17 protein-coding genes, 1 tRNA gene and 1 pseudogene are annotated in these 20,659 nt (G+C 58.0%); 2 read left to right on the top strand and 17 right to left on the bottom strand.

Going from position 1 to position 20,659, the window contains the following annotated elements; genetic code table 11:
* Window positions 1-10: 10 nt before the first annotated feature.
* Window positions 11-715 (top strand): annotated as a pseudogene (locus ACR0JG_RS03165) (FGGY family carbohydrate kinase); the annotation flags it as partial.
* Window positions 692-1,447: a xylulokinase gene (locus tag ACR0JG_RS03160; protein ID WP_480569007.1), complete on the top strand. Its 756-nt coding sequence runs from the start codon at window positions 692-694 to the stop codon at window positions 1,445-1,447. The pseudogene ACR0JG_RS03165 and the gene ACR0JG_RS03160, both read left to right, overlap by 24 nt.
* Window positions 1,448-1,920: 473 nt before the next feature.
* On the opposite strand, the gene ACR0JG_RS03155 is transcribed toward ACR0JG_RS03160, so the two are convergent.
* From ACR0JG_RS03155 to ACR0JG_RS03075, 17 genes are all read right to left on the bottom strand, one after another.
* Window positions 1,921-2,055 carry a hypothetical protein gene (locus ACR0JG_RS03155; RefSeq protein ID WP_480537039.1) on the bottom strand — a complete coding sequence of 45 codons (135 nt, stop codon included), beginning with the start codon at window positions 2,053-2,055 and terminating at the stop codon, window positions 1,921-1,923.
* Between the two features lie 466 nt (window positions 2,056-2,521).
* Complete coding sequence (locus ACR0JG_RS03150; protein ID WP_480567490.1) at window positions 2,522-4,123, bottom strand: ATP-binding protein; 1,602 nt, start codon at window positions 4,121-4,123, stop codon at window positions 2,522-2,524.
* Window positions 4,124-4,468: 345 nt separating this feature from the next.
* Window positions 4,469-4,543 (bottom strand) — tRNA-Phe (locus tag ACR0JG_RS03145).
* Window positions 4,544-4,622: 79 nt separating this feature from the next.
* Entirely contained in the window at window positions 4,623-4,805 is a 183-nt protein-coding gene (locus ACR0JG_RS03140) for a DNA gyrase inhibitor YacG (RefSeq protein WP_170402469.1), read from the bottom strand.
* Entirely contained in the window at window positions 4,802-5,824 is a 1,023-nt protein-coding gene (locus ACR0JG_RS03135; protein ID WP_480567488.1) for a ribonuclease E/G, read from the bottom strand. Before ACR0JG_RS03135 ends, ACR0JG_RS03140 begins: the two co-directional genes overlap by 4 nt.
* Window positions 5,821-6,399: a Maf family protein gene (locus ACR0JG_RS03130; RefSeq protein WP_480567487.1), complete on the bottom strand. Its 579-nt coding sequence runs from the start codon at window positions 6,397-6,399 to the stop codon at window positions 5,821-5,823. The genes ACR0JG_RS03135 and ACR0JG_RS03130 overlap by 4 nt, the downstream gene beginning before the upstream one ends.
* Window positions 6,400-6,409: 10 nt before the next feature.
* Window positions 6,410-6,628: a translation initiation factor IF-1 gene (gene infA, locus ACR0JG_RS03125; RefSeq protein ID WP_005978431.1), complete on the bottom strand. Its 219-nt coding sequence runs from the start codon at window positions 6,626-6,628 to the stop codon at window positions 6,410-6,412.
* A 90-nt stretch (window positions 6,629-6,718) separates the two neighbouring features.
* Entirely contained in the window at window positions 6,719-7,594 is an 876-nt protein-coding gene (locus tag ACR0JG_RS03120; RefSeq protein WP_480567486.1) for a carbon-nitrogen hydrolase family protein, read from the bottom strand.
* 331 nt (window positions 7,595-7,925) lie between these two features.
* Entirely contained in the window at window positions 7,926-8,162 is a 237-nt protein-coding gene (locus ACR0JG_RS03115; RefSeq protein ID WP_170597494.1) for a hypothetical protein, read from the bottom strand.
* Between the two features lie 134 nt (window positions 8,163-8,296).
* Window positions 8,297-8,851 (bottom strand): DUF333 domain-containing protein, encoded by a 555-nt coding sequence (locus ACR0JG_RS03110; protein WP_480567485.1) that lies wholly within the window; start codon window positions 8,849-8,851, stop codon window positions 8,297-8,299.
* An 86-nt stretch (window positions 8,852-8,937) separates the two neighbouring features.
* Window positions 8,938-9,282, bottom strand: a complete 345-nt coding sequence (locus ACR0JG_RS03105) for a DUF427 domain-containing protein (RefSeq protein ID WP_170392698.1) — start codon at window positions 9,280-9,282, stop codon at window positions 8,938-8,940.
* Window positions 9,283-9,345: 63 nt separating this feature from the next.
* On the bottom strand, window positions 9,346-11,136 hold the full coding sequence (locus ACR0JG_RS03100; protein WP_480567484.1) for an aminopeptidase P family protein: 1,791 nt from the start codon (window positions 11,134-11,136) through the stop codon (window positions 9,346-9,348).
* A gap of 77 nt (window positions 11,137-11,213) precedes the next feature.
* Window positions 11,214-12,380 carry an alpha/beta hydrolase gene (locus ACR0JG_RS03095; protein ID WP_480567483.1) on the bottom strand — a complete coding sequence of 389 codons (1,167 nt, stop codon included), beginning with the start codon at window positions 12,378-12,380 and terminating at the stop codon, window positions 11,214-11,216.
* Window positions 12,381-12,645: 265 nt separating this feature from the next.
* On the bottom strand, window positions 12,646-14,523 hold the full coding sequence (gene cobT, locus ACR0JG_RS03090) for a cobaltochelatase subunit CobT (protein WP_170513326.1): 1,878 nt from the start codon (window positions 14,521-14,523) through the stop codon (window positions 12,646-12,648).
* 121 nt (window positions 14,524-14,644) lie between these two features.
* The gene (gene cobS / locus ACR0JG_RS03085; protein ID WP_010437533.1) at window positions 14,645-15,631 is read right to left on the bottom strand and encodes a cobaltochelatase subunit CobS; all 987 of its coding nucleotides are present in this window, start codon (window positions 15,629-15,631) and stop codon (window positions 14,645-14,647) included.
* Window positions 15,632-15,776: 145 nt separating this feature from the next.
* The gene (locus ACR0JG_RS03080; RefSeq protein ID WP_480567482.1) at window positions 15,777-19,124 is read right to left on the bottom strand and encodes an error-prone DNA polymerase; all 3,348 of its coding nucleotides are present in this window, start codon (window positions 19,122-19,124) and stop codon (window positions 15,777-15,779) included.
* Window positions 19,121-20,596: a Y-family DNA polymerase gene (locus ACR0JG_RS03075; RefSeq protein ID WP_480567481.1), complete on the bottom strand. Its 1,476-nt coding sequence runs from the start codon at window positions 20,594-20,596 to the stop codon at window positions 19,121-19,123. The genes ACR0JG_RS03080 and ACR0JG_RS03075 overlap by 4 nt, the downstream gene beginning before the upstream one ends.
* Window positions 20,597-20,659: the final 63 nt, after the last annotated feature.

Here is a 20,659-nt window from a genome sequence, read left to right as displayed (position 1 = left end):
AGGGGTTTGAGTGTATCTCGGGATCGATATCAGAACTTCGGCTGTCAAGCTTGCCTACGCGGATAGGGACCGGATTCTCGCGACATCTTCGGTGGGGATACAGACATCTTCACCCCAGCCCGGCTGGTCTGAGCAGCACCCGGACCTTTGGTGGAAGGCGACAGTAGACGCTTTGAACCAACTTGTAGGCCGAATTGGATTGTCCGCAATCAAGGCCGTCGGATTGTCCGGTCAAATGCATGGTGCCGTTTTGCTGGACCGCGATCTGCGTCCGATCCGCCCGGCGATCCTTTGGAATGACAGCTGATCAGCACGCGAGTGTGATGAACTGCGTGCGGCCGAACCACAGATTGGACAGATTGCGGGTGTCCTGCCCTTGCCAGGCTTTACCGCACCTAAGATTGCATGGCTTAGACAACATGAGCCCGAACATTACGGTCGACTTGCCCATATCCTGCTGCCCAAAGACTACATCGGCTTATGCCTGCATGGAGAATTGGCAACCGATACGTCCGATGCGGCCGGAACAATGTGGCTTGATCAGGCGTCGCGCAAATGGAATGCCGCTGTCGCCGAAGCCACATTTGTAAAGCCCGACTGGTTACCGCCAGTATTCGACGGTCAAACGGTTGTTGGGAAAGTGACCGCGCGAGCTGCGGCAGAGACAAGGCTGAAACCCGGTATTCCCGTCGTGACCGGAGGAGGGGACGCGGCAACAGGGGCGGTGTCATTGGGTGCTACCGAGCCAGGGCGTGGGTTCATCTCACTCGGGACATCCGGTCAGCTATTTGTGGCTAATCGAAGTTATAAGCCTAACCCTGAAAGCTATGTTCATGCTTTGGCACACACGCTGCCCGATCGTTGGTATCAAATGGCTGCGATGCTGAACGGGGCAAGGCCCATTTCATGGATTGGGGATCAGTTGGGGCTGACTTCTACCGAAGTTGTCGCGCTTGCTGAAACGGTCAACGGTGATCGCGTTCCGATTTTTCTGCCCTATCTGACGGGTGAACGCAGCCCGCACGGAGACCCACGTATTCGGGCCAGTTTCTTTGGACTGGAGGACTCAACAACGCGTGCTGACATCTGCCGCTCTGTAGTTGAGGCAATTGCGTTTTGCTTTGCCGATGCAGCGCTCAGTTTTGGTGACACAATTGACGACCTGCCCGAATTGGCCGCCATAGGAGGCGGCAGCCGATCAGAATTGTTGCTTGGTTTGATCGCAACGGTGATTGGAAAACCCATTGTACGATCTGATGGGGCGGATTCCGGTCCGGCATATGGCGCAGCCCGGCTCGCGGCGTGTGGTCTCGGCGCGTTGACGAAAGCCGATTTGGCATATCACCCGCCCACAACCGAAGGGTTTGAACCCGCTGAAATGGCTGCACTTTCCGAGCGGTTGATGAAATTCCGCCGACTTTATTCTGCGGTTAAAGGTGTAAATTGATCGCACTAATAATCATCAGTATTTAGATCGTCCCCCGCGCTAGATGGACCTGCGTCGGTGAAGCAATAGGCATGACATGGATCGACGTATGGGAGGTGCAGATCATGCCGTCAATTTTCGGTAGGATTAGGTGCTGCGGATCTGAGTTTTGGGCTGAGCTATGGCTATCTTGATCACAATGAAATGCGTGATGTTAGAGACCCAGAGCCCCTCAGGAACAAATCTGCACCATTACAGCAAGAGCGAAAGGGGTTGCGAAGCAAAAACTCGTTATCGGCATAGCCATAGATTAATCCATGTTTCTTGGCGGTTGTTGATAGATACTCGTGGCCTTCAATCTTGTGCTCAGGCGGTAGCACATACTCCCTACCTGCGCGATCCGCTTGCCGTGATTGGTAGTCTTTTCGGGCGCTCGGAAGAACTCTTTCCAACACTTTTGACTGCGAAGCATTTTTTTCGATAGGCAGTTTCAATTACTCGACCGAAACGTGTTTCGCACCACAATCAGCGAATCCGCGAATTAGTTTTGCCGCGTCTTCTTCGTTGTCCGGTACAAGCGGCTGCAGCCTCGCCGAGACGGGAATCCCCAGCCTTACGAGTTCAGCCATCGCATTGAGTCGCTCGGAGACCGCCGGAAAGCAACACTTCTCTGCAGCTAGTGGTGATCGAGGTCCTTCGGGACCCGTCGTGTAAAGTAGAAGACCTCTGCATTCACAAATGAGAAGGGAACGGTTTTGTTCTCCAGCATGTACTACGCCCTTGGTCAGCTCCAGTTAAAGCTGAAGGGAAACAGTAGCTTACCTGTTGGGAATGGTGCCCGGGGGCGGAATCTGCAACGTTTTAATTCAAGCACTTAGACATCGGAATTTCAAGCTTTACGTCGTTCTTACGTCTTTTTAGCCGAACAGTGATCCTCAAGCTTTTGGGTGACGTAAAGCAGAACGGTGCCTGAAACTTGCTTGCCTTCCAAGAACAAAAACTATGCTGTAAGAGAGTGGGAACCTCTGCATATATGCAAACGTGACGATATTGGTGTGTGTAGGTTCTGTTTGCATTGCCATCGATGCGATGGGTCTATCTTGGAAAGCGCACCCCGAACATCTCCCGAAGCAGTTTTTCTACGATCCCTCTATACTCATTTATATCTCGATCCAGAATCTGGACTGAGGCTCGTTCGTGTATCAATTTGTTTCGAAGTCCGTAGAAATATTTCAGCTTGGCTTCCGTATTAGTATCAATACTTAGATGCCCTTTGACTTCATTCAGGACTTTGGTTCGGTTTGTGAGTATGTCCGTAAGCGTGTTCCCTTTGTATTTGTGAGGTGGAAACAGAGCCGTGTTGTTTACAATGTATTCCTTCATTCCAATTTCGACATTGCTATCAAGAAGTATCAACGCGGCTCTATTTTTTGTCTCAAAACCTTGATCAAGTGCTACGTCGATCATGCCCATAGCTTCAACCAATCCCAGGGTCCAAGGCTTTCTGGCCATAGTGCCTTGGTTTAGCTGCAATAGCTTCTGCGAGTAGGATAGCTTTGGTTCCCGCTTAATCGGTGGTAAAACCAAACGCTTTTTAGATGCTTTGGTGGTTGGCGTTAGAGGTTCGACGGCACCGGAGTCGTGCTGGTAAACCCCTTCGTCCCGATTGTTCTTAAAACGTCGTGACAACTTGGAAAAGTACGTCACCAACTCAATAATACTAGGTCTGACTTGCGTAAAAGCAGGATGACTGAAGCTAATTCCGTTTTTACTACTGTTCCAAGGCATTAGTTCCGCTGAACCGTCGAGTTCTACGATTACCCGGCAAAGCGATCCATCTGGGTGCGGCACACCCGCCTCTGCAGTAATGAAATAACCGACATCTCTAGTCTTAAGTTCTTTCAGTATTAGTCGCCCGTTGCAGTAGAAATACACTCCGTAGTTGTCGGCTTCTGGGATTCTATCTCTGATTAGTCCGCCGGTCACCTTGGCTTTAAGAAGCTTACCGTCAGCTAGATCGACGTCAAAACTCATTTGCCTAGGGGGGTGGCCCGGCGGATAAGCCCAAGTGTCGAAAGTCGTTGCTCCCACGGGGGTGCCGTTCAAGAATATCTGGCAGCCCTCTTTGATGAACCTAGAGTAAGTCGCTTCTAAATGGTTGTACAATTCATCTAGATCTTGCTGAGAAAAGCCCTGACGAACTTCAGAAATTCTGACGTTTGTTGTGTTGGGATCAATGTTGGGAACACGACTCACGTCGATTCTCCAGTCCTCGTCTGCTAACCAGTCCTTCGTGATTTCTAGTTGGTAACTACCCTGCTTCTTGAAACGAGATGTGATTGCGACCTGCTCCCCCAACGCAACACTGGCTCTTTTTCCACCTACTCCGAAGTTGCCAATCAAGTTTCCTGAATCGAACAAACGGGTAGCTCCTGGCGCGATCAATAACCTCATCTGATCAACAGGAACGCCGCCCGCATTATCGCGTACCGTTATTAGTTGGCGCTCTGTGTCAAGGAACAACCAAATTGCAGTACCCTCAGACTTTTCTGTAGCGATCCAATGGTCAATCGCGTTGTCGACCAATTCGCAGATTGCCGTTGGCAGGTCGTAGTCTGCCATGATGGAGAGAAACATGCGTTTCTGAGGAGTTCCGTCAATTCTATCAAAAAACTCTTTCCGCGATACGTCAGCCACTTCTCAAATCACTCCTAAAAACTTTGCTGAGAAAACCATTTTAGCTTTCAAACTTCAATACAAACACAGCCATAGATTGTAGCGACATGTTCCAAAACAGGAATATGTAATGTTCGGGCACCCAAAAAGGTCAAGCTAGAAGACGAAGACTGCAAAGCGCTCGTCCTTGCTCGATGTGAGCGCACCGAAATTGAATCTTGAAACAAGCCTAACACTAAAGATTTCAAGTTGTTTGGGCGTGGATTCCATACAGATTTGTCGGTGGTTCGATTCTACTGAGAGGAATCGAACTTTACGTCATCTTACGTACGTCAAAATCTGTAAGTAATTGATTTAATTATAAAATGGTGCCCGGGGGCGGAATCGAACCACCGACACGAGGATTTTCAATCCACTGCTCTACCCCTGAGCTACCCGGGCACGGGAATGGCGTTTGCCATTGGGTGGAGGCCTTCTATGACTTGCCACAGGCGGTGTCCAGAGGCTTTTTGACATTTTTTCAATGCGGGAGGGACGTGGGGCTTTCGGTTGGTTCCGAGGTCGTCTCGGCGTCTTCTTCACGTTGCGATGGCACCGCATAAGAACCGTTTAGCCATTTTGCCAGATCGATATCCGCGCAGCGTTTGGAGCAGAATGGTCGAAAGGCCTGCTGGGTATCTTCTCCGCAGATCGGGCAGCTCATTTCAGGATCTCCGTCAATGGGATACGACCACGTTTGCGCTGTAGTTCGAAATGGCCAAGCGGGGTCCAACCGGCCAGGATCGTCTCGTCAGGATCGGACTTGAATGCCGCCCGCAAGGCCGATTCGAAACCCCTCCGGTCTTTCTTGGGCATCGGTGCAAGGTCCAGAGTGATCTGCCCCCCCAACCCGCGCACGCGCAGGGCGCGCGGCAGGGCTTTGGCGCAGGCGAAGTTAGCTTTGGTTCCCGCCGCGAGAGATGTGTCGGCGCCGGTGTTCACATCCACCGCAACCAGCGCGCGGGTCGGTTGGATATAGAGGTGTCCTCCACCGGGAAGCGTTTCGGAAATCCCCTTTGCTGTATCGAGCGCATCAACGACACCGTGGTCCTTAAATCCGCCGGATGTGGTCACGACCTCGGCCGGGTCCGTCCAATCACGCCAGGCCAGGATATGCGGACCATCGCCCTCGCTCAGCAATTCTGGTTCACTGCCCGTATCAGCCAATACCTGCTCGGCAAGTGCCAACATGGCTGAGATATCTTCAGCGATTTCATCTGCATCCGCCATCTGACAGCACGAGCGCAGGATCAGGCCGTGCGTGCTGTTTCCCATTTGCTCATGCGCGATTTCGAGAAGTTGGTCGCGCATATCTTCATCACGGATACGGCGCGAGATGTTCAGGCCGGGCGCGTCAGGTGTCACGATCGCAAAGCGGCTTTTGAACAGAATACGGTTCGAGACGGGTATGGCTTTGCCGGGCTCGGCATATCCGGTCACCTGCACCAGTAGCAAAGCACCGGGTGCCAACCCTTTGACTTGCCTCAGAAAAGTCGGGCCGTCGGGTGTGGTGAGAAACATGCCGCCCTGACCTTTGACCGGGCGATCGGCGCGGGCGCGGTAGATCGTACCTGGCGCAGGGGCATCTGTGGCGATCAGGAAATCGTCGAGAATACCATCCACCATCAGAGCTGCAGCTTCGCGTCCCTGAATATGATCCAGAATGATGGTACGACCCTTCATGATACCTCGCGATATAAGGGATAGCCGATGCCTTGCAGCAGTGCAGCAGTTTCGGACAGGGGTAGGCCGACGATACCGGTGAACGAGCCTGAAATCCACGGGATGAACGCACCGGCAGGACCTTGTATTGCATAGGCTCCGGCCTTGCCCTGCCAGTCATCCGTCGCAAGATAGGCATTGATTTCGCTGTCGGACAGACGTTTCACTTTTACCTGAGAAACCACGTCACGCTGGAGGATTTTATCCCCGCGCCGCACAGCGACCGAAGTGATCACCCGATGGCGTCGGCCGGACAGGGCGTGCAGAAACTCTGCAGCTTGTCCCGCGTCTTCGGGTTTGCCAAGAATGCGGCGACCCAGTGCGACCGCTGTGTCGGCACATAAGGTGATATCATCGCTATCAGCTTGAACAGCCTGAACTTTTTGCCGCGTGATGCGGCTGCAATAGGGGGCTGGCAGTTCGCCTTTCAGCGGCGTTTCATCGATATCCGGCGGACGGATCGCATCGGGCCGAACGCCAAGCTGCGCCAGCAGGTCCAGCCGCCGCGGGCTGCCCGATCCGAGGATAAACGCCATGTACGAAGCGTTACTTGAAGCGATAGTTGATCCGACCCTTGGTCAGATCATATGGGGTCATTTCGACCTGAACTTTGTCGCCGGCCAGAACACGGATGCGGTTCTTGCGCATCTTGCCTGCCGTATGTGCGATGATCTCATGGCCGTTTTCCAGCTCGACCCGAAACGTCGCATTAGGCAGGAGTTCCTTCACGACACCGGGAAATTCGAGCGTATCTTCCTTGGCCATGTTGTCTCCATCATTAGGTTGCACCTGCAGAATCTGCAGATCGTGCGCTTAAATGAGCCTATTTCGGCCTTATTTCAAGGGCGAAGTCACCTAAAGGGGTGATATTGTGACTGAATCGACCCGAGCGTCTTGCTCGGTCCAGTGCGTGCGGTTCAACACCCACCCGTCTGCGCGGACGTTTGCAATTGTGGACAGGTCGGCCTCGGCATAGGTCCAGCCAGCGGTATTCAGCGTGCCCTCGGCAAGCACTCCCGTCGGTGGGAACCCGATATCGGGCGGGCCAAACACGCCACCCATGCCGGTATTCATGTCGACTGCTTCGGACCATTCATTGCCGCCAACTAACGATGACATTACCGTAACACATTGATTTTCAAGGGCACGAGACATGGCACCGATCCGCACACGCCAATACCCGGACAGGGCTTCGGTGCAGGATGGAACGAGGATCAAATCGGCCTCGCTCAGGGCCCGACCCAAGAGAGGGAATTCACTATCATAGCAGATCAGAACGCCGATTTTACCCAATGCGGTATCAAACAGTTTCAACGAACCGCCCGGGGCGATGTCCCAGGCCTCGCGTTCAAACCGTGTCATGATCTGCTTGTCCTGATGATCGAGACGACCGTCAGGAACGTAGAACACTGCGCGGTTCACCGGGCGCCCTGGTCCGTCGATGACCGGGGCGGAAGCCCCCAGAATGTATGTGTTGTACATCTTTGCAAGGCGCGAATGCACAACTTGTACATCTTCCATCCGGTCGGAAACCGCCCGGATTGAGCGTTCGAGATCACCGGCCACCTTAGGGCCGTCGAGCGTCGACAACTCCATTGCGCCATATTCGGGAAAGACCAGAAGGTCGGCACCTTGTCCTGCGGCCTCGGAAACCCATGCCTCAAGCTTGTCTTCATATTGAGCCCAACTATCGAGCCAATCGAGGTCGTAGGCGGCGGTGGCGATTTTCATTCCCAAGTCCTATGTCTGGTCGCTGCGCGACACTAGAACAGCAGATCGTCCAGGGCTACTGCAATCGCGGCGCGGGTGGTTCTGAAACCTATGTTGCGACTTACTGTTTCGAGGCGGGTGTGTGTATTGGCAGGCTTTCTCGGCCGCCGGTGCAGAGATTGCATCGAATGGCTGATCAGAGGTCGAGTTGACCTACCGAGGAACCTGAACGAAACAGGCAAGGAACTCCACCTCGGGCATCAGTTTTTCAAGTTCCTCAAGCGTGCGAAGGGGCAGTTTTACATCAAGAACATTGGCCCCGGGGATATCGACTCACAGAAACAAGGCGTTGTCATTTGTAACGGCATCGTGCACCAAGGATGCGGCCAGAAGGGCAAATCCGGGGATCAGGTATGTCCTCGATCTGGTCGGTCAGGCTGGTTTGCGAAATCCCGAAAAAGCGGTGAAACGCTTTGTCCAGACCTTCGTGAATCTCGAACCCTTCATCGAAAGCGAGGAAAGCGAACCCCAGTGTAATCAGCAGCCAGATAATATGCTTGCGTTGCAGGAAAACCTGAAAATTAGCCAAGGCGACTTAATGGACGCGATCAGGCTGTCGCAAAACGGTCACTACCACGCGCTCTGATCGTCGGTAAACTGCGGTTCAATCGGGGCTTCAAGTTCATTTTGGGTGTGGATGTCGGGCTTGATTACCGGATCGGATCACTCGGGATTTTCCGCACGGAACAGGGCCCATGCGTCCTGCGAGGTGCCGTCCGGCTTGGTGCATATACCCACCTGACCCGAACCAGTGTCTTTGATCTTGTAGCTGCCGCCGATCTCAAGGCAGTAGGCTGCTGCGGGGTTCACCACCTGATGCGTTTTTCCATGTGCCTTGCGGTACAGCTCCCATGCATCGGAGGACGTACCGTCGCTCAGTGCGCAGCGAGACGTGGTCAGGTCATATTCGCCTCCAATTGAGCCACAGTACACGGCGGCGGGATTTGCAAGGCCGACCGGCTTGCTGCCATCCGCGCCCGCATGGTGTTCGCGAAAATAGGTCCATGCATCGATCCGGGTGCCGTCGGGCAATTGGCAGATACCGCTCTGACCGTCCGGACCGTCATGGATACCGTAGAGCCCGCCTTGCGCGATGCAATATGTTGCCGCGGGATTGGCCAGACCGGTGTTGGCAGAGCTTGCGGCGGGCAGAGCCATTGAAAAGGCCATCGTCAGGGTCGCAATCGTGCCTGCGGAATTCAATAGACGCTTTGTCATGGTCACCTCGCAACATTGTGGACAGGGCAGGTTCTGAGGATTTTCGCCGTTTTGCAGATCGATCCGGTCCTGCGCGGATACTTGGATCAGAGTTGTTCCACCTTGATCGAGTCTGCGGGATAAAAGGCCAAGTGATCCTTGATTTCGGCCACCGCGTCGATCGGGTTTTCATAACTCCAAGCGGCGTTTTCGGTGACTGAGGATTTGTTTACGATCGAGAAATGCGTGGCGTCTCCCTTGCCTGCGCATTGGGTGACTTTGTTGGTCCGATCCAGAAAGGCCATCGCAATGTCCGCACGCGGGAAGTAGATAACCGGGTCTTTGTCGCCTTCCAGAAGTTCCAGCGCGTTGTTGGTTTCACCCAAAATCGCGCCGCCTGAACGGACGCTCCATTTGCCCGGTGCTTTGCGGATCGTGATGGTGTCTGTCATTCCTGTTCCTTCCCTCGTCGTGTCAGGGCTTCTCCTCTGCCCAAACTATGTAACAATCCGGTGTCAGACCGGTGCGGTTGCGGCATCCAACCACAGTTGAGCGGCGTCGCCCAGCCTTGGCCGGACTTTTTCCGCCACGTCGCGGTGATAGGCGTTCAGCCAAGCACGTTCCTCTCGTGTCAGCAAATCGACTACAATCAAACGCCTGTCGATTGGGACATAAGTCAGCGTACGCCAGTTCAGCATGGCGCGTTCGTCGTCACCGCTGGGCAGGTTTGGGGCCTCTTCCACTACGACAAGGTTCTCAAGCCGGATGCCAAAAGCACCCTCGCGGTAATATCCCGGCTCGTTCGACAGGATCATGCCCGGCTCAAGCGGGACATGGCTGACCCGAGACAGGCGCTGAGGGCCCTCATGCACGCTGAGATAGGTACCGACCCCATGACCGACCCCATGGTTGAAATCCTGCCCGGCCAGCCATAGCGGCAGCCGCGCTACGCATTCGATATCGCGTCCTGCCAAGCCAACAGGCCAGCGTAGCATCGACATGGCGATCATGCCTTTAAGGACGCGTGTAAAGCAGGCCTTTTCCTCATCCCCAACATCGCTGATTGCAATTGTGCGGGTGATATCGGTGGTGCCGTCCAGATATTGCCCACCGCTGTCCAGCACCAGCAGGTGACCGTTTTCCAGCCTGCTGTCGGTTTCCTCGGTCACGCGATAATGCATGATGGCCCCGTTCGGCCCGGTGCCCGCGATGGTGTCGAATGAGATATCCTGCAGCGCGTTGTCCCGGCGGCGGCTTTCTTCCAGCCGCGTTACTACCTGTGTCTCGGTCAGGGTGCCGGGCTTCTGCGCGTCCAACCAACACAGCAGTTCGATCACCGCTGCGGCATCTCGCAGATGTGCCTCGGCCGTGCCTGCGATTTCGGCCGGGTTCTTGCGGGCTTTGGGCAGGGCGCAGGGATCGCCGCCATCGACCATACGGTCCCCCAACGCATCCGCTACGATCTGCGGAACCGTTCCCGGATCGACCTGTACCTTGCCTTCAAGTGCCTCAACCGCTGTCAGGAACGCGTCGGGTTGGTGTTGGGTGACCTGCGGGCCCAGATGATCCTTCAGCCCGTTCAGTTTGGCAGCGGCCATGAACAGATCCACCCGCCCATCACCGTGCAGGATGGCAAAGCCATGGGCCACAGGGTTGTATGCGATGTCCGCGCCGCGAATGTTCAACAGCCACATGATCGAATCCGGCAAGGTGATCACCGCTGCCGCACGATCTGCGCTCTGCAGGTCACTCGCGAGGCGCTTGATTTTGCTCTCGGCGCTTTCACCTGCAAATTCAATCGGATGTGCCCTGACAGGATTCATCGGAGGGTCGGGTTGATCCGCCCAAATTCGGTCTACAAGGTTATCACAGCGCACCAGTTCGACGCCGCTGCCTTCAAGCTCTTTCTGTGCAGACGAAATCTGTCCTGCAGCGTGGAGCCACGGATCAAACCCGACTTTGCCGCCATTTGGCAATTGCTCTTTCAACCACGCGCTCAGGCTGACATCTGGCCATGGGACCGGCGTGTAATCCTGTGCGACCTGGGCCTTTACCTGAGTGCGATAGCGCCCGTCGATGAAAACCCCGGCAATGTCCGTGAGCGCCGCGCAAAACCCCGCAGAACCGGTGAATCCGGTAAGCCAGGCCAGCCTTTCATCCCGAGGGGCCACATATTCACCCTGATGCGCATCCGCACGCGGGATCAGGAAGCCCTGCAGGCCTTCGCGCGCCAGCTCGTCCCGCAAAGCGGCCAGTCGTGGTGGGCCTTGCTCGGGGCGTGCGGTCACTTCGAAACTCTGGAACATGGGCGGCCTCATTCGTCGGTCTTGCTGCGCGCAAACCTGCGGCCTGCGGTAGGAAATGTCCAGCGCCCCGGCGCACACTATTCTTCTGTCTCAAGAAAGCGTTGAATGGCCTGGATATATGGGTTGTAGGCCTCATTTCCAGGCAATGGTATCTGGTTGCCGGTCTCAAGGATCACAAGCGAGGCATTGGGGATTCCAGCCGCCAGTTTGCGCGCCTCGGACAGGGGGTGAACGGCTGTGTGCCGCCCGTGCAGAACCAGCGTGGGGCATTGCACCATCGGAAGAAGTTGCAGCACCGAGGTGCTATTGGCGATGTCACGGTAGTGAAGTCTTTCCTCGCTTGAATAAAGTGTCTGCAATTCATTGACCATGTGCCGAACGCTATCCAGCGGACCTTCTGGAAAATAGCTGAATTCAGCGCCCATAGCATAGCCGCTGCCCGGCGTGTTCCAGCCTTCCGCGATCAGTGACCGGATCGAGTCGGGTTGTTTGGTATCTTCCCGGTAATCTCGCCCTTCTGCCCATCCGCCGGAGATAATTAGCTTGTCAATCCGCTCGGGGTGTCTTGCGGCGAAGTGTAGGGCAGGGAAGGTGCCGCCCATTTCACCGAGAATGGAAAAGCGGTCAAACCCCGCTGCATTCACGACGGTCAGGATTTCTTCTATTCTGCGGTCATACACCGCCTGATGGTCGATGTTTGAGCTGACGTCATTGTCCTTGTTGTAGCGTAACAGGCGGAAACGGTTTGCCATGTCCTGTAACCGGGTACGCTCGGACGGGATGCGCCATTCCGCCTCCAGATCGTGCACGACCGAACCGATGCGCAGCATCGGCAACCCATCACCGGAAAGCGTGTATGGAACAGCGCGACCCTTCGCACCGCGCGCGTAACGCAGCCGTTGCGTATGGTTGTCTACGCCTGAATCGGTGTCGGCGTCACAGGTCACATCCGCCGCCATTTGCAACCCGCGCCGTACGACTGTCCGAATGATCCGCTGCGCTTTGCCATCGTCGCCGACTGCTTTACGCGCCGCTGCAATTCGTGCGCTGATGGTAGAATCCGAGACAAAGCGGCCACTCCAAACACGCGCGATGATCTCGTCCCGGGGCACCAGCTTACCTGGGTGCTGGGCCAAGAGGACCAACAGATCGAATACCTGAGGTTCGATTGCGACGGGCTCACCCCGGCGGGTCAGGACGTGTCGATCCACATCCAGAATACAGTCTGCAAACTCATAGCGCATGGGGCAAATACACTCCGTTTCTCGCGGAACGACAAGGTTCAACAACAATCTCAAGGGTTTCTAGGGCGTATCTCAGGACCAGCTACAAGCAGGCCGGGCAGGGTTGGGACACTATCCAAGCAGATAAACAGGAGAACGAATGATGTTCCTGCCCTTCGATATAGCGCTTATGCGCTATCCGTTACGCCACCATAAGCAAAGTCGCCTTCAGCGGTGCAAAAACTGGCTTGGATGGCACTAAGTCTGCACTGTCGAAGCAGGGCCGTCAACTGGCCCGCTTCATCCCCATCACGCGCGCGCGGGCGCGCGGGTCGCTGTCGAACAGTGCGGCCAACTGCTCGGTCATAGCACCCGCAAGCTGCTCGACATCGGTGATCGTGACGGCGCGATCATAATAGCGGGTCACGTCATGGCCGATCCCGATGGCCAGCAATTCCACCATCTTGCGTTTTTCCACCATCGCAATCACGTCGCGCAGGTGTTTTTCCAGATAGTTCGCCGGGTTCACGCTGAGCGTTGAATCATCGACCGGCGCGCCATCCGAGATCACCATCAGGATCTTGCGGGCCTCACGCCGCGCGAGCATCCGGCGATGCGCCCATTCCAACGCCTCACCGTCGATGTTTTCCTTCAGCAGGCCCTCTTTCATCATCAGACCCAGATTGGGTCGCGCGCGACGCCATGGGGCATCGGCGCCTTTGTAGATGATGTGGCGCAGATCGTTCAGACGCCCCGGTTGCTGCGGGCGGCCATCGTTCAGCCACGCCTCGCGCGCCTGACCGCCTTTCCAGGCCCGGGTGGTAAAGCCCAGGATCTCGACCTTGACGTTGCAACGTTCCAGCGTCCGCGCCAGGACATCTGCACAGATCGCGGCAATCGAGATCGGACGGCCCCGCATCGAGCCGGAATTGTCCAGAAGCAGCGTCACCACCGTATCGCGGAATTCGGTATCTTTTTCGACCTTGAAGCTTAGTGGCGTGGTCGGGTTGGCCACGACGCGCGCCAGACGTCCGGCATCCAGAATGCCTTCCTCGCGGTCGAACTCCCAAGACCGGTTCTGCTGCGCCTGCAGGCGGCGTTGCAACTTGTTAGCCAGACGGCTGACCGCGCCCTTCAAGGGCTCCAACTGCTGGTCCAGATAGGCGCGAAGGCGTTCCAGCTCGGCCGGTTCGGCCAGATCTTCAGCTGCGATCTCTTCGTCGTGGGTGTTCAGATAGACCTTGTAATCCGGGTCCGCCTCGGACGCAGGTGGCGGGGCTGGCGGTTCTAGCGGAGCCTCGCCCTCGGGCATTTCAGCCTCATCACCCATCTCATCCTCGGCCATCTCGTCCATCGAGACCTGAGCCTGAGACTGGTCCTGCTGTTCTTCCTGAGTTTGTTCAGGCGTCGCGTCGGCGTCTTGTTCGTCCTGATCATCCTGCCCGGTGCTGTCGGGATCGGGCTGTTCTTCAGCGTCATCCTCGGCCTGATCTTCCTGCTCGTCGTCCAGTTCATCCGGGTCATCACCCAGCTGATCGCCGTAACCCAGATCTTTGATCATCTGTCGGGCGAATTTGGCAAATTCGGCCTGGTCCGAAAGGATTTCGTCAAGATTTTCCAGCGTCCCGCCGGCCTGTTCCTCGATAAATCCGCGCCACAGGTTCATGACATTCTCGGCGGCAGGCGGCATGTCGCGGCCCGTGGCCAGATGCCGGATCAGATAGCCCGCCGCCACAGCCAATGGCGCATCCGCAGGCTGTTTGCACTGATCATAGCCGCGCCGGATCGCCTCATGCCCGATCTTGACGTCGATATTCGACGCGGTGCCGGGCATATCCCGCGCACCCATCGCCTCGCACCGGGCGGTCTCCATCGCCTCATAAAGATCCCGTGCCATATCACCCGGAGGGGCATATCGCGCATGGGTCGCGTCATCATGATATTTGCGTTGTAAAGCTAATGCGTCTGCCGTCCCGCGCGCCAACAGAACCTCTTCGCGCGTCATCCGGCGTGAGACCTGCGGCAAACGCATCGACTCGCCCGACAGGCCCGATGGATCAACAGTGTAGCTCACCGACAATTCGGGATCGTCGGCCATAACTTTAGTAGCCTCGGCCAGAGCCTTCTTGAACGGATCAGCAGGATTGTCGTTCTTCTGCACCATGTTCAATCGCCCTTTGTGTTGCAGTGACCCGCCGCATCAATGCGAAACCGGATCCCCCTTCATCTGGCCAAAAATACCTCCGCCGGAGGCATTGCGCCCCGCAGGGCGCAATTCATATTGCTTAGCCCAAGCTCGCGCTCGCCGCGCTTTCCGGCAGTTCCTCATCAAAGCAGCGCTGATAGAACTCGGCAACCGTCTGGCGTTCCAGCTCGTCGCATTTGTTCAGGAAGGACAGGCGGAAGGCATAGCCGATGTTGCGGAAGATTTCTGCGTTTTGAGCCCAGTTGATCACGGTCCGGGGGCTCATGACAGTCGACAGATCGCCGTTCATGAAGGCGGTCCGGGTCAGGTCGGCGACGGTGACCATCTGGCTGACGGTCTTGCGGCCTTCGGCGGTGTTGTAATGCGGCGCTTTCGACAGCACGATCATCGTCTCGGCATCGTGGCTGAGATAGTTCAGCGTCGAAACCAGCGACCAGCGGTCCATCTGCGCCTGGTTGATCTGCTGTGTACCGTGATAGAGGCCGGTGGTGTCGCCCAGACCGACGGTGTTGGCCGTCGCAAACAGGCGGAAGTTCGGGTTCGGTGTGATGATTTCGTTCTGGTCCAGCAGGGTCAGCTTGCCGTCATGCTCCAGCACGCGCTGGATCACGAACATCACATCCGCACGGCCCGCGTCGTATTCGTCGAAGACGATGGCAACGGGGTTGCGCAGCGCCCAGGGCAGGATGCCTTCGTGGAATTCGGTGACCTGCTTGCCGTCGCGCAGCTTGATCGCATCCTTGCCGATCAGGTCGATCCGGCTGATATGGCTGTCGAGGTTCACGCGCACGGCAGGCCAGTTCAGACGGGCGGCAACCTGTTCGATATGGGTCGATTTCCCGGTGCCGTGATAGCCCTGAATCATCACCCGGCGGTTATGGGTAAAGCCCGCAAGAATCGCCAGCGTGGTTTCGGGATCGAACTTGTAGGTTGGATCGATAACCGGCACACGGTCGCTGCGTTCGGCAAAGCCCTTGACTGCCATATCGCTGTCAATGCCAAACACCTCGCGAACCGAAATGTCCTCGGTGGGTTTTGCGTTGATGTCGATCGATCCGTCAGCCATGCGCCTTGTCCTTATCCTTTGGCCCGTTCACCGGGTTTGAACCCGTGTGTGGTGCAACATATTGCGGGCAAGGGCAAGGGAAAGAGGCGACCGGATCACGTTAGCCAGATGTTTCTTTGAAACTGGCCTTATGTTGGCGCGGGTTCTAGTGAAAATCCCGGCTTGGGAACAGACGCTTGGCCTGTTCGCGCGGATGGCGGGCGCTTGGGCCGTTCTGCCGAGGGCGCGGGGTGTCATCCGCTTGCGGTTGGGTGATGCCGATGGCCTCATCCAGCGGATGCCCAAGCTCGGACAGTTTATGCGACATATCGGTGATCTCCTGCGCGATCAGATGCACGACGATCCCCTCGCGCTGCAGATACCCGCGAACCTGCAGCAACCGCCCGCCCATCACGATGCGGCGAAACCGTTCATAGACCTTGGGCCAGACAACCACATTGCTGACCCCGGTTTCATCCTCGAGCGTCAGAAAGATCACGCCCGAGGCAGTTCCCGGCCGCTGGCGCGTAATCACCAACCCGCAGACGCTGTAGCGGCCCAGCGGGATGTCCTGCAGCGTGGCATGCGGCACAAGGCCGGGCAGGGACGGGCGCAACAGCTCCATCGGGTGCGAGCGTAGGGTCAGACGGGTCGAGACGTAGTCTTCGACAACCTCCTCGCCCAGATGCATCACCGGCAGGTTGACCTGCGGCTCATTGATGCTTTCGCCATCGATAGGGTCATTGAACAGCGGCAGGGCGGTTCGGCTGCGGATGGCTTTGACATGCCACAGGGCGTCGCGCCGGGTCAGGTCCATGCCGGAGAACGCATCTGCCTCGGCCAGACGGGTCAGAACATCCGGGCGCAGCCCGGCCCGCAGCCACAGCGTTTCGGGGTCCGGATACCCATTGCCCCGCGCGGCCACGATCCAGTCTGCGTCTTCCTGCTTGAATCCCTTGATCTGACGAAAACCCAGCCGCAGGGCCAGCGCCCCATCGGTACGGCGTTCCAGCAGATTGTCCCATTCCGAGGCGTTGACGCAGACCGGACGGATCTCGACCCCATGCTCGCGCGCGTCGCGCACGATTTGGGCGGGGGCATAAAACCCCATGGGCTGCGAGTTCAGCAGCGCGCAGGCAAAGATCGCCGGGTGGTGGCATTTCATCCAGGCCGAGACATAGGCCAGCATGGCAAAAGCCGCTGCGTGGCTTTCGGGAAAGCCGTAATCGGCAAAGCCTTCGATCTGGCCAAAGCAGCGGTCGGCGACCTCGGGCGTATAGCCGTTGTTCAGCATCCCCGCGATGAACTTGTCGCGATAGGTGCCAATCGTCCCCATGCGCCGGAATGAGGCCAAGGAGCGGCGCAGGTGATCCGCCTCTTCCGCCGAAAACCCTGCACCAACCACGGCGATTTGCAGGGCCTGTTCCTGAAACAGCGGCACGCCCAGCGTGCGCCGCGTCACCTCTTCCAAGGCAGGGCCGAAGGGTTCGGATTTTTCCAGCCCGTTGCGCCGTCGGATATAGGGTTGCACCATATCGCCCTGGATAGGGCCGGGGCGGACGATGGCAACCTCGATCACCAGATCGTAGAATTCGCGCGGTCGCATCCGGGGCAGGAAATTCATTTGTGCCCGGCTTTCGACCTGAAACACGCCCACCGCATCAGCGGCACACAGCATGTCATAGGTCGCCGTGTCCTCTTGCGGGACGGTCGCGATGCTGAGGGTTTCGCTGTTGTGCTGTTGCATCAAGTCAAACGCCTTGCGGATGCAACTGAGCATCCCCAGCCCCAATATATCCACCTTCAGAATGCCAAGCGCGTCGATGTCATCCTTGTCCCATTCGATCACGGTGCGGTCTTCCATCGCGGCGTTTTCGATCGGGCATAGCTCATCCAGCCGCCCTTTGGTGATGACAAACCCGCCCACATGTTGCGACAGGTGGCGGGGGAAACCGATGATCTCGCCAATCAGGCGGACGGTCTGCATCAGGCGCCGGTCCTTGAGGTCGAGGCCCAGTTCCTGCAGCCGCTCGGCATCAACGCCGCCATTGCTCATCCCCCATATCTGGCCGGACAGACCTGCGGTGACGTCCTGAGACAGACCCATTACCTTGCCCACCTCGCGGATTGCCGCGCGGGATCGGAAATGGATGACCGTGGCACAGAGACCCGCGCGGTGGCGGCCATATTGCTCGTAAATCCACTGGATCACCTCTTCGCGCCGCTCGTGTTCGAAATCCACATCGATATCCGGCGGCTCGCCTCGGTATTTCGAGACAAAACGCTCGAACACCATGGCGATCATGTCGGGGCTGACATCGGTGATGCCCAGCAGATAGCACAGGATCGAATTGGCGGCCGAGCCCCGCCCCTGACACAGAATGCCCTGCGAGCGGGCGAATTGCACAATGTCATGCACGGTCAGGAAATAGGCCGGGAAATCCAGATCGGCGACCAGGGCCAGCTCTTTCTGCATCAATTGCAGCGCACGCTCGGGCGGGCCACCCGGATAGCGTCGTTTTAGCCCCTCGTGGGCCAAACGTTCCAGCCGCGCCAGCGGGGTTTCAGTGCTGGCGATCTCGTCTGGGTATTCGTAAGACAGCTCGCTCAGGTCAAAGCTGCAGCGGTCGGCGATTTCCAGCGTGCGGCGCAGCGCGCCGGGGTGGTCCTGAAACAGCCGGGCCATATCCGCGTAGCCTTTTAGCCGCCGCTCGGCATTGGGCAGGGCGCGGGTGCCGATCTGGTCAATCGTGATGTGTTCGCGCATGCAGGTCAGCACATCGGCCAGTTGGCGGCGGTTGCCACGGTGCATCAGCACATCGCCTACCGCCACCATCGGGGCCGAGGCCCGCAGCGCCGCCTGCGCACAGGCCGCCAGATAGGCCCGGTCACTGCCGTCATAACGCGGCACGGCCCCCAGAAACACCGCATTGGGGAACTGCCGCCGGACGGTCTGAATGTCGGGGATGGCCTGTTTCAACCCTGCCTGAGGCAGCGCGATTAGGATCATCCCCTGACAGGCCGCCAGCATGTCCTTCAGATCCAGATGGCACTCTCCTTTCTCGGCCCGTCGTTTGCCCAGCGTCAGCAGGCGGGTCAGTCGCTGATAGGCGGCGCGGTCGCGGGGCAGGGCCAGCCAGTGCACCGCGCTGTCGCGCAGAACCAGACGGCAGCCAACGATCAGCTTGGGCAGGGCGGGTACGTCCGGTTTGTCGATTGGCTGCACATGCCCGACCTCTTGCCGGGACGAGGAATCAACCCGGTGTTGCGAGCGGATCTGTACCGCGCCTTCCGCCTCGCGCCGCAGCTCTTTCAACGCGCTCCAGCCCCGGACCACCCCGGCCAGAGAGTTTCGGTCGGTGATCGCGATGGCCTTCAGGCCCAGCTCTGCCGCGCGGGTCACCAGCTCTTCTGGGTGTGAGGCTCCGGTCAGGAAGGTGAAATTGGTGGTTACGCCCAACTCGGCATAGCCGGGGTCCTGCGCGTGCGAGCTGGGCGGGTTTGCTTTGCTCATGCGAATTCCCCATGCACGAACCATCCCGGATTTTGCGGCGTGTAATACAGCCACAACCGCCGCCCCTGCCGGGTTTCAACCTGCCAGTAATCGCGCAGGCCCGTGCGCCAGTTTTCATCTTCTAGCCACCATTCGGGGCAGATGCGTTCGGGGCCGGTTGAGCGGCCTGTGGTCAGCGACATGCGTCGCCAGCGAAAGCGGCGCGGCGGGTGTGGGCCCGATCCGGCGATGGGTTCTGGCGGAAACAGTTGCAGGGGGCGGGGGCGCAGAGCGCACCACCCGCCTGCGGGGTCGGAATAGGCGGCGGGCGAGATGATGAAGCTGCGTTCGGGGATATGGCTTTGCGCGGGCAGTAGGCGATGGACCTGTTCCAGCCCGATCCGGGTGCCGATGCGGGTGATCAGGTCATCCAGTTGATCTTTGCCCCGGCTTGCGGCGCGGCTGATCTGGCGCACCGGCAGGGGTTCCACCAGCGTAGCCTCCAGCCGCAGCTGATCGACGCCAAAGCCTGCATCCACCTCGGCCAGCCCGCGTTCGAACAGGGGCAGGATGCGGTACGGGTCACGCAGAGGGCGGGCCAGCCGCAGTTCGACCTGCTGATGGTCCTGATCCACCCGGCGCAAGGTGATGCACAGCTTGCGCGCGCCCATTTCCTGCGCTTTCAGCTTGTCGCAGAGCCGTTCCAGCAGCCGTTCCGCCCCGGCCATCATGTCGGACAGCAGGCCAATGGGCTCGGGCAGGGTCATGCGCACGCCGTAATGGGGCGGGTCGGCCAGCGGGGTAATCTGTTCAGGTTGATCCCCCAGCGCCTGATCCAGACGCATCAGAACCTCGGGGCCAAACCGGCGCGTCAATGGCGCGCGCGGGGTTTGCGCCAGCTCGCCAATCCGGCGCAGGCCCAGCCGTTGCAGCGCGACCGAGGTATCCTCATCCAGCCGCAGCGCCGCCACCGGCAGGGCGCGGATGGCCTTCAGGGTATCCTGGGTCGCGACCCCCTCGCCATAATGGGCCAAAGCCCAGGCCGCACCGCGTGTCGGGGCCAGACCGATCTGCACCGCCAGCCCGGCCCGGGCCAGACGCCTGCGCATGTCGGTCAGCATCATCTCTTCCCCGCCAGCCAGATGAGCTGATCCGGTGATGTCCAGAACCAGCCCATCCTCACCCTCCAGCCCGACCCAGGGGCAATAGCGCGTGGCCCAGCGGCGCAGGGCGTGCAGAAACCGTTGATCCCCTTGCGGATCGGCGGGATGGCTTTGCAGATCGGGGCAAAAGGCGCGGGCATCGGAATAGGGCATGCCGCAATGCAGGCCTTGCCGCTGGGCCTGCACATTCAGGCAATACACCCGGTTTGCATTATTCTGTTTCAGCGTCAGAACAAACGGCCCATCGACCGGGCGTAGGCGCAAAGCCCGGTCGCTTGCCAGCCGGGGAAACCAGAGTGAAACGATGCGGCGCTGCATCCCGCCGAACATATAAAACCCCCAAATGTTCTACATTTGTTCTTATATGTTCTTGACCCTCAAAGAGTCGAGTCC

The organism is Ruegeria sp. AD5, assembly GCF_056542345.1.
This window is presented reverse-complemented; position numbering and strand designations above follow the sequence as displayed.